This window comes from Salmonella sp. 32070601201500089SM (assembly GCF_017573605.1).
In the GTDB taxonomy this organism is placed as follows: domain Bacteria; phylum Pseudomonadota; class Gammaproteobacteria; order Enterobacterales; family Enterobacteriaceae; genus Salmonella; species Salmonella enterica.
This window is the reverse complement of sequence record NZ_JAGETK010000017.1, coordinates 33,060-42,114: the sequence shown is the minus strand read 5'-3', so window position 1 is coordinate 42,114 and position 9,055 is coordinate 33,060. Positions and strand designations below refer to the sequence as shown.

11 protein-coding genes and 1 pseudogene are annotated in these 9,055 nt (G+C 58.9%); all 12 read right to left on the bottom strand.

Going from position 1 to position 9,055, the window contains the following annotated elements:
- Positions 1 to 393: 393 nt before the first annotated feature.
- Positions 394 to 894, bottom strand: coding sequence for an antirestriction protein ArdA (locus tag J4728_RS20965; RefSeq protein WP_014065718.1), 501 nt, complete (start codon positions 892 to 894; stop codon positions 394 to 396).
- A gap of 461 nt (positions 895 to 1,355) precedes the next feature.
- A complete protein-coding gene (locus tag J4728_RS20960) occupies positions 1,356 to 1,952 on the bottom strand; it encodes a hypothetical protein (protein ID WP_000977998.1) in 597 nt (198 codons plus the stop codon).
- On the bottom strand, positions 1,949 to 2,668 hold the full coding sequence (locus J4728_RS20955) for a plasmid SOS inhibition protein A (RefSeq protein WP_001276270.1): 720 nt from the start codon (positions 2,666 to 2,668) through the stop codon (positions 1,949 to 1,951). The genes J4728_RS20960 and J4728_RS20955 overlap by 4 nt, the downstream gene beginning before the upstream one ends.
- On the bottom strand, positions 2,665 to 3,099 hold the full coding sequence (gene psiB, locus J4728_RS20950; RefSeq protein WP_001578018.1) for a conjugation system SOS inhibitor PsiB: 435 nt from the start codon (positions 3,097 to 3,099) through the stop codon (positions 2,665 to 2,667). The genes J4728_RS20955 and psiB overlap by 4 nt, the downstream gene beginning before the upstream one ends.
- Before the next feature lie 54 nt (positions 3,100 to 3,153).
- Positions 3,154 to 5,112, bottom strand: a pseudogene (locus tag J4728_RS20945) (ParB/RepB/Spo0J family partition protein).
- A 58-nt stretch (positions 5,113 to 5,170) separates the two neighbouring features.
- Complete coding sequence (locus J4728_RS20940) at positions 5,171 to 5,404, bottom strand: DUF905 domain-containing protein (RefSeq protein WP_000006024.1); 234 nt, start codon at positions 5,402 to 5,404, stop codon at positions 5,171 to 5,173.
- Between the two features lie 57 nt (positions 5,405 to 5,461).
- Positions 5,462 to 5,989 (bottom strand): single-stranded DNA-binding protein, encoded by a 528-nt coding sequence (locus J4728_RS20935; RefSeq protein WP_021532391.1) that lies wholly within the window; start codon positions 5,987 to 5,989, stop codon positions 5,462 to 5,464.
- A gap of 383 nt (positions 5,990 to 6,372) precedes the next feature.
- Entirely contained in the window at positions 6,373 to 6,744 is a 372-nt protein-coding gene (locus tag J4728_RS20930; protein ID WP_072105516.1) for a hypothetical protein, read from the bottom strand.
- 13 nt (positions 6,745 to 6,757) lie between these two features.
- On the bottom strand, positions 6,758 to 6,949 hold the full coding sequence (locus J4728_RS20925; RefSeq protein WP_001024838.1) for a hypothetical protein: 192 nt from the start codon (positions 6,947 to 6,949) through the stop codon (positions 6,758 to 6,760).
- Positions 6,946 to 7,368 (bottom strand): DUF1380 family protein, encoded by a 423-nt coding sequence (locus tag J4728_RS20920; protein WP_000271732.1) that lies wholly within the window; start codon positions 7,366 to 7,368, stop codon positions 6,946 to 6,948. The genes J4728_RS20925 and J4728_RS20920 overlap by 4 nt, the downstream gene beginning before the upstream one ends.
- A gap of 46 nt (positions 7,369 to 7,414) precedes the next feature.
- The gene (locus J4728_RS20915; protein WP_001198882.1) at positions 7,415 to 7,840 is read right to left on the bottom strand and encodes an antirestriction protein; all 426 of its coding nucleotides are present in this window, start codon (positions 7,838 to 7,840) and stop codon (positions 7,415 to 7,417) included.
- 414 nt (positions 7,841 to 8,254) lie between these two features.
- Positions 8,255 to 9,025: a hypothetical protein gene (locus tag J4728_RS20910; RefSeq protein WP_001006204.1), complete on the bottom strand. Its 771-nt coding sequence runs from the start codon at positions 9,023 to 9,025 to the stop codon at positions 8,255 to 8,257.
- Positions 9,026 to 9,055: the final 30 nt, after the last annotated feature.

Sequence of the window (9,055 nt, the reverse complement as noted above, 5' to 3'; positions counted from 1 at the left end):
ACACCGTCAGGTGTGCAGGGAGCGCAGGTCACGGCGCGACAGAGGCGGCGCGACCGGAACGGTCGCTGCAAGCCTGGTTTTTCAGACATCGGACCGTAGCGGCAGCCCGAAACCGCGCCAGCGGGTTCGGCGGAGACTGGCGGGTGCGCCAGCAGCTGCCTGTCGGAGTCGGGCCTGACGACCGGATGCCGCCAGGCAGCCGGGAGCCGAAGGTGTCCCCGCCTCCGGAAATCAGAACAACAGAAACGACATAACAGAAAAATGCCTCACACCATGACGGGCAGGAAGGGCAGCGCCGCAGGCGCGGCCCTCCTGCATTTCAGGCAGGCGTAAGCCTGCCAGGGTTTTCCGGCGGCCTGGCAGGCCATACCCCCGCCGGAGCGGGGGAGTAAATCACCGACGGAACACATGACCGTCAATAAAGGTGAAGGAGTCCAGGAATAAATCCCGCGCATACGCCTCATAGTCAAAATAGAGCGCCACCGTCTCCGGCACGTCAGCCAGCAGGCCGGTATCACTGGCGAACTCAACCGCAAAAGCCTCCTCACTGTCAGCCTCGCCCCACCAGGCATCGCGGAAGGTGTCAAAATCCGTCTCACCGGTATCATCCACCCAGAGACGATAAGCCTCTTCGCAGCCTTCATCCCGTGCCCGGCGGAAGCCTTCAACCCAGGCCCAGTTGATATGGCATTCAGAGGCCATATTCCCCGGGAATCCCTCATAATCCTGAAACATCAGTTCCGGGTCGGTTTCATCCTGGTGAAGGGCACGGCAGGCGGCGAAAAAGTCGCGTTCATCATCAAACGTTGTCAGGTCAAACCAGCGGCCAGCGATGCTTCCACAGTTGTATTTGTGCCAGGTTCCAACGTATACAGCAGGTGCAACAACAGACATTCCCGAATCCTCCATAGTCACATGTTCTGCGACACCGGGCGGTGCCGTGCCTCCATCTTTGCCGGGCCTGCAGGGTTGCAAGGGCGCAAGGGAAGCCGCAGCCTGACGCACACGGCTGGCGGGAGTTGGAGGGTGAGACCGCGAAATCTGAGCGGGTGAACGACCGGAAAATCACGGCAGACGGGAAGGAGGGACCGGGTGACCGCAGCGGTTCACCTTACCTTGCAACCCGCCCGCAGAAGCCCGGCTACGATGGAGGCACGGCACAGCCCGCACACGATGCTGAGGCCACATAACTGAAAACCCACAAGGCCATGCCCCGCATGGCCGGGTAAAAGCGGAGCCGGCGGCGACGTCCTTATTCCGGCGAGAGCAGGGAGCACACCGCATGATCTCCAGACCACCCCTGGAACGAAACGATCATGACCGGCATGTCCCTGCGTAAAATATACATGCCTGGTTCACCGGAGAATATCTGTGATATCCACAAGTTTTCTGTCGCGCAGCCAGTCCTGCGCTTCACGCACCACACAACTGTCCGGTTTCACCGCTTTCAGCGATGATGCCAGTCGCTTGATCAACATCACCAGTTCCCGTGTCTGTATGTCCGGCATTGTCTCTGGCGGAGCAGGGGGACTCTCATTTCCGACGCTCATCCCATGCGCTTCCAGTGTGGCACGGACAAACCAGGCGGCATCGACCAGTTGCTGTCTAATCCAGGCCAGATCGGCATTTCTGTCACGGGCTGCCATTCGCTCGCCCGACAGCGCCTTGCTGATATGGCTGCGCACCAGATTATCCAGGAGTGCCTGCGCTTCTTCCGGTGAAAAGCCACCTGGTATCTCTGTGCGCAACAGCCCTTTCCTGTACAGAAGCTGCAGCAGATCAACCTGCGACCGCACAGCAACTATCAGTACATAACGGACAACATTCGCACTGGCAGTGGTTTCTGTATCATTCAGCAGTTCTTCCGGATCGTTCCCCCCGGTGTTGCAGAGCAACGGCAACAGAGGTCGCATCCACGCGGGAACCTGGTATTTTTCGTCTGATTTCATCATATTACGTTCTCCAGCTTGTTCGGGATCATCCACTGCTCAAGTGCACGTACCTGTACCGGTGCACCACGACCGGCCTCACCGGCTTCAAAAATCAGCCGCCAGAGTGGTTCCTCCTGCCAGAAAAACCGGTCAAATGATGACAGTGATGGAAAACGCCCGCACCACCCCCAGAAAATCGTTTCCAGATCATGCTCCTCAACAACACCAGACCAGCGGGACAACCAGCTTCCGACCGTGGCGGGAGTATGAAACGCAAGGTCAATCTGCGCCTGAGCAAAACATGTCTGGTATTCCAGTTCCCGTCGTTCTGCCTCACGTTCCCGCTGGCGGCTGTATTTCTGCTCTGTCAGCGTGGTTTTCTGACGACGACGCTCACCTTCACGAAAAGGCACGGACGGGAACAGACGGTGCCCCGCATCGGATGGCAGGGGAAGAACACAGACTTCCCCAAAACTTTCAATCAGTTTATCCACGGCAGCCAGCCACAGGAGACGGTTGCCATGAAATTCCTCCTTCGTCAGCGCAGGGGCAAAAAAGCGGAGATCGGTCAGCGAAATCCGGCGACTGCCATTCAGGCAGCGAAAGAAAGCGGTGGCATAAGGCCATGCTGAAAGTGTGCGTCCCTGACGACGACGTTGTTCTGTGACAGCCACCGCCTGCATGGCGGCCTGTTGTTCTGCGCTGAGGGGGATCAGTGCCCGTGAACGTGCGCTCATGCCTGACCTCCTTCTGCCATCAGGATATGGATGATGTCGTTAACACTGTATCCCTGCGCATCCAGTGTCGCGGCAAGCGCCAGCGTGTGACTGATCGCGACAGGCGTGAAGATATGTTGCACCTGAACGACGGCGAAAGGCTGTCCACCACCATTCACCAGAACCAGCATCCAGAGCTGAGAGACGTCTCCCGGCGAACATAATGCCAGGTGGAAACGTTCGTGGGCTGGCGTGAAACGAACCTGGACGGGGAAAAAGCCCCCGAACTCGCTGCCATACTCTCCGTTCATCATCCAGTTAGCCGGTGCGTCCACTTCACGCATCACCTCGTGAGTGAGATTACGGCGCATATCGCTTCCCGCAGCACGGATTTCTTCATATTCCTGGGCATTCATGGACTGCAGGGCATTCAGTGTCAGTTCGGTATTCATCATCGTATTTCTCCCTCTGCCGCCCCGTCTCCGGCGGGGCGGTGTGGTTGTTCATCAGGCGGCATCAGCCAGGTTATCGGCGCGTTCAGTGGCATCCGTCTGTGGACGTGGTGAACACATCCAGCCAGGCACCCAGCGGTTGTCTTTCATATGGAACTCTGCATGTTCAGCCGCATCGCCTTTCTTCATCTTCTCCGCGTCCCGTGCGGCACCGGACAGCCCTGCCTCATTCAGGGCTGCGATAATCTGCGGCTTTTTCAGGTGTCCGAAGAAGTTTGCTTTTGTCGGCTGCCACCAGTCACGCATGTGAAAGCCGATGGCGGTTTCCAGCGTGTCAAGCGGACTGCGTGACGTGTGACCACACTCTCGGGTCTGGACACCGTTAAGACTGCACGCGGTACAGAAGCTGAGCAGGGATAACAGCACCTCCTGGCTGAGTGACAGGAACGTCGTCATATCCCGTTCCCATCCTTCCGGCAGCAGGGCAGCAAAACGAGAGTGTTCTGCCATCAGCGCCATGAATGCGGCACCTTCCTTCCCCGACGGTGCATCGCTGGTCAGCGCATAATGCTCACATGCCAGGCGAATTCTGGCGGGACTACTGTGCGCTTTGCTGTCAAACACATTCAGGCAGAGCGTCCATGCCAGCAGTGCCAGGGATTTGTCCGGTTGCTGCATCAGTGCTGCCTGGACTGCCAGCGTGCGCTCTGAGGTCAGTTTAGTCAGCAACGGCAGACTGATTTCCTCCACTGACGCGCTCTCCAGCCCCTGTTCCGTGCGGTCAGCGTCGTCAGCCACATCATCCTCACTGCGCAACTGCACACCACGCTGGATACACACATTACCGTAACGCTAGGACACCACCACGCCACTTCCGGCACGCATCTCCGGCGTCCACGCCCTGACCTTCGCCATGCAGTCAATCAGCTTCATTTCTGCTGCCAGCAGGTCAGATTCCTCACACTGGTTTTCCAGCGCGTCGTAACGTGCCATCAGTTCGTTCAGGTGTTCTTCTTCCGCCTCCGTCAGCACCGCTTCCGGCTCCGGCAGGTTGCGGTATGCCCGGGCATCTTCACGGCATTCACCGACAGGCTCCATGCGTCCGGCGCACCATCCCCAGCCCTCGGCTTCCCGAAGGAACTCTGCGACAGCCTGGAGTTTTTCCAGCAGAGCAGCATCGAGCGCCACGCGGTCGACATAACCGTCCCCGTCATCGCTGAACAAATCGGTGCGCAGTTCGTCTGGCGAGAAGGCATCAGCCCCCACGAAGCGGAATTTACTGTTCCCCGCCACCGCCACTTCACTTTCGGTCACCAGACGACGAATGGTCTGTACTTCCGGTTTACCGCCCCATCCCGACTGACAGGCGGCTTCAAACACCTGCACCTGACGCGCGGTGTCGTTCTCCAGCGCCAGCGCCTGACAGTGTTCGGTGGTGATGCGGTCTTCTGCCAGCGCATCGAGGATGACAGGCGCAAGGTCAGCCAGTTTCAGTATTCGCTGGACATGGCGGGGTGAATAGCCCAGCAAATCACCGATTTGTGCTGGCGTTTTGCCTTCCTGCGCCATTGCGCGGAATCCGGCAATCTGTTCGGCAGGGTGCATATCCCGACGATGACCGTTCTCGGTCATCGATGCGGCAGTCGCCAGCTCCTGCGGAATGACCTTCACACGGACAGGCCAGTCAGCCTGAATGATGTCACGCTCTGCCAGCATGTTGAGTGCTGCCAGTCGGCGACCACCTGCGGCGACACCGTAACGGTCACCTGGCAGGGCATGAACAACCAGATTCTGCAGCAGGCCGACTCCCTTAATGGAATCAGCCAGTTCACTGACGGACTCCGCAGAATACGGCACCGTGCGCACATTCAGCGGTGATTTAATCAGTGAATCCAGCGGCACGCTCACTTCCTCCGTCTGCGCCAGCAGGGCAGACAGTGCAGTTTCCTGCGTTTTTACAGATTTACGGCTTGCTTTGCGGGTGGTTTCTGGTTCACACTTCGTTACAGGCATAATCATCCCCTTATAATTGCTTATGTCCTGCCGGACGTTCGCGCGTCCGGCACCTCTCTTACTTAAGAATCCCGAAATCCCTGATGTACTGGTTCATCCAGTACCCGGCACCGTCCTCAAAATTCCAGGAGCGCCAGATCAACGTGCCATCCTGACGGACAACCAGGCGAAAATGCGTTCCCTGATCATCCTCGATAAAGACGTTCCGGTACTGTGCGGCAACGGCTTCCGCCTGTTCGCGGGTAAAGGAGCCGTCCGGCAGTCCCTGAAGTATTCTGAAATATTCGCTCATCCTCATATCTCCGGTGATGCCCCGCACAGGGCGGGGCGGTTGTCACAGTCAGCCCGATCAGAACGGGATGTCGTCTGAAAACCCGTAATCCTCCCCCTCCGGCGGTTGCGGCTGAGGCTCTGGCTGCGCGGCCTTACGTCCACGGCCTTTCGTTTTCGCGCCACCTTTTTTCGTCGCGTCAGCACTCTGTGGCTGCCCATTCTGCTGAGGCTTCGGTTGCGCCTGAGCGTTCTGCTGTGGTGCACGTCCCAGCATCTGCACGGTGCCCGTGGTCTTAACAAGAATTTCAGTGACGTAACGGGTGATACCGTTATCTTCCCAGCTACGGGTGCGAAGCTGACCTTCGATGTAGACCTGCGCACCCTTGCGCAGATATTCACCTGCCACTTCCGCGAGCTTGCCGAACAGCACCACGCGGTGCCATTCCGTCTGCTCCCGCACCTCCCCCGTCTGTTTGTCACGCCAGCTTTCTGACGTGGCCACCTGCAGGTTTGCCACTGCGCCCCCGTTTGGGATGTAACGGACTTCCGGATCTTTTCCCAGACGCCCGACGAGGATGACCTTGTTGATACCACGTGCACTCATAAGAACCTCCTGACTGAAAGATGTGAGATAAACCGGATACCGGCGACGGGACGTTCATGTCCCCCTTCAGAGGAGCGAAAGCTCCTCCTGCCGTCCACTTCACAGGGTTTTCTCCCCGCAGTGGACCTTTCCGATGGGGGCCCGTTTACCGCCTCACGGGACAGCTGTCCGGGGGCGGACGCAAAATTTTTTGCCGGGTTCATGGCTAAAAATTTTGTGGCCGGTGCATCTCACCCTGGACAGATGGAACGGGAGGGGGTTACGTCTGCCCCCCGGAAAGTCCACAGCGGGAAACAGGCCGCAGAGGTGGCGGCAGGAGGGAAGACTGCTGCGCCATCAGGCGCAGTTTCCTCACACACCGTCAGGTGTGCAGGGAGCGCAGGTCACGGCGCGACAGGGGCGGCGCGACCGGAACGGTCGCTGCAAGCCGGGTTTTCACGCATCGGACCGTAGCGGCAGCCCGAAACCGCGCCAGCGGGTTCGGCGGAGACTGGCGGGTGCGCCAGCAGCTGCCTGTCGGAGTCGGGCCTGACGACCGGATGCCGCCAGGCAGCCGGGAGCCGAAGTGGGCGCAATAAAAGACAGCCAGAAACGGTGACAGTGTCACGGAATATCACACCTGTTCCCTGCATACAGCCATACACTACCTTCTGACCGGAAAGCCGGGCCGGCAGCGCCGCAGGCGCTGCACCCCGCATTTCCGGCAGGCGCCAGCCTGCCAGGGGTTTTCGCGCGGGCTGACAGGCGGCCTCCACCGCCTGCCCTGTATCACCTGTTTCTGCTGCCCTGAAGGATATAGTGACCGCCGAGGAAAACCGCCTGCTGATTCACCACAAAATCGCAGATTTCATCAACAATCTGCGCGGTGGTGAGCGGTTTCTGCCCCATTTCACGACGCCGCGCATTAATCACGGCCCTGTAATTACGCAGAATTTCGCGGGTTTCCGTGTTGATATTCATGACATGTGCTCCCCGTCCAGCGCCTGTAACACAACGTCCATTGCTTCGCGTTCTTCCCTGACGAACGCATCACCGTCGCCCCCGTTCTCACTCCCGACGGCATACAGGCGCTTCATTTCACTGCCTGCCAGCGCCATCACTTTTTCCAGCATCACCGCCGGGACTGTCACCTGACGGCTGGCGTGCTTTTCCTCCATCAGTTCACGAACAACGTCGTGAACAACGCTGACATCCGCACCATGCTCAAAGGCATCGTCCAGCCGCTGCATGACGGTTTCCAGCTCATCGTCTGACAGGCTCCAGTCCTGGGCTATGTGACGCACATCCCCACGGGTCAGCACTACGGCAAAAACGCATTCACTGTCCGGCACGTCTGTATCCAGCACTTCGCGGATAATTTCTTTAACAGTACAGTACATGTTCTCGTCTCCTTTACAGAGGCGGCATTGCCGCCCCGTCCGTTAATCAGTCCAGCGCCGCGTAAATCGCGTTGCATTCAGGGTGAAATTCGATGTGGCTCCACAACTGCGCATCACGCATCCTGTACAGGTGTGTCAGCCCTGCATCCCCGCTGTCGTGGTACAGCCACAACTGGCGGTTAATCACAAGGGAGGTAAGGATGATGCCTGCGGCATCAGCACTGACCGTGCGGTCAAACCAGTTTTCACCGTTCACCATGTGGAAACGGTCGCCATCCGGCATCATGTAACCGCCACCGTCCGGCAGGCGGATGAAGTGCCAGAATCCGCCTTCATATTCCGGCATCATTTTTTTCGCCAGCGCGCACACAGACGCTTCGACATACAGAAAATCCTGGCCAAACAGGTAAGGCAGAAAAAACAGACGGTCGCACTCTTCAACATTCAGAGTGACAGGTTTCGCATACTGCATGGGATTTCCTCCGTTGTTCACATATTCCGCGACACCGGGCGGTGCCGTGCCTCCATCTTTGCCGGGCCTGCAGGGTTGCAAGGGCGCAAGGGAAGCCGCAGCCTGACGCACACGGCTGGCGGGAGTTGGAGGGTGAGACCGCGAAATCTGAGCGGGTGAACGACCGGAAAATCACGGCAGACGGGAAGGAGGGACCGGGTGACCGCAGCGGTTCACCTTACCTTGCAACCCGCCCGCAGAAGCCCGGCTACGATGGAGGCACGGCACAGCCCGCACACGACGCTGAGGCCACATAACTGAAAACCCACAAGGCCATGCCCCGCATGGCCGGGTAAAGCGGAGCCTGCGGCGACATCCTTTTGCTCTTTCCGGGGACCGGCTGGAAAAGGCGGAGATTTTTCCCCGCCAGCGTCATCATTTCCGGATTTTCGCCAGTGCATCCGCCATGCTGCGGATTTCAGTCCGGGCTTCCAGGACCACCTCCCGCAGAATATCCCGGTCAAACCAGCGACGGGACGGTTCATCAGGTATACGCAGCACATCGCAGGCCAGCCCACTGGACAGGATATGCTCCACACACTCACTGACCAGATACATTTCCACCGACGAAAAACGAGCGCCCCGGTTCAGGATGGCATCGAGCACCACGGGCAGGTTTTCGTCGTCTTCATCGAGCCAGCAGGGGTGATCGCTTTCCTTCACAACCAGGCGAAAGCGGCGCGTCTGGCGGGTCAGCAACGTCTGACCGGTTGTGGTCAGCGCCGCCCTGATACGCCGCGCATCTTCTGCCACCCGGCAACTGACACTGCGTACCGCATCGTGCACCGCATCAAGAACTGCCCTGATTTCGTCTTCGGTCAGCCATTCTCCGGCATACGGGAAAGACACCTGCGTTCCGTCTGCCGGAAGTACCGGCAGCGACTGCCACTGACTGCCGGACAGAACAAGTTCCGCCCCGGTTCCGGTCAGTTTCTGAATGGCAGAGGCCAGGAGCGGCGGCAGTACGCCGCCGTGACGGTTGATAAGTAACGTCGCCAGCCGGGGCGCATCCAGCAGAACATAAATGCTGATCCAGCCCGGATACTTCGGGTTACGCTGGTCAACATCCGTCTCTTCCGGCCAGCCCTGCGCCAGCAGCAGGTTACGGGCGTGGCGACAAATCAGTGCATTCAGCGTTTCGTTCATGATTCATGGTCTCCCTGAATCGCCGCCCGC